General features: G+C 77.1%; 1 protein-coding gene and 1 pseudogene. One reads left to right on the top strand and one right to left on the bottom strand.

The window, feature by feature from the left end:
* A pseudogene (locus ACLQ14_RS19425) lies at window positions 1-228 on the bottom strand (hypothetical protein); the annotation flags it as partial.
* 9 nt (window positions 229-237) lie between these two features.
* On the opposite strand from ACLQ14_RS19425, the gene ACLQ14_RS19430 reads away from it, so the two are divergent.
* Window positions 238-519: hypothetical protein (locus ACLQ14_RS19430; RefSeq protein WP_425816099.1), on the top strand; the 282-nt coding region annotated here is incomplete at its 3' end.

A 519-nucleotide genomic window follows, 5' to 3' on the forward strand; every position in this document is an offset into this window, starting at 1 on the left:
CACGTTCCGGTCCCCGCGGGCACGCGCGCGGCGCCGCGCACCACCGTCCGGGTCGAACGCCACCACCGCGCGGCGCAACCGCTCCCGCAACCGGGTCGGGGTCAGCCGGGTCGCCGGACCATCCACAGCGGCGACCCCGTCCACACCATCCGCGCCGACCACACCATCCGTGCCGTCGCCATCCCCGCCGTTCGTGCTGTCCGTGCCGCCGACGAGGTCCGCGACCACGGTCCGGCGGTGCTCACGCGGCAGGTCCACGCATCCCTCGACCAGGACCCGCGCCCGACGATCATCGATCCGCCCCACCGCCAGAGCATTGGCGACCTCCGGCAGCTCCGCGAGCCCCGACGCGAGGCCGAGGAGACCGTCGGCCGCCCGCCGCGTCAGGCACAGCCTCGCCCCGACCGCGGCGGCGGCACCGTCGACCGCGGCACTGGACCCGCCCGCACGGTCCGCGAGCTCACCCGCCGCACGCGCCTGCACCGCCAGCGCCCACGACCTCAAACGTTCCGCCGCCGC

This window comes from Luteimicrobium sp. DT211 (assembly GCF_049844995.1).
GTDB lineage: Bacteria > Actinomycetota > Actinomycetes > Actinomycetales > Cellulomonadaceae > Luteimicrobium.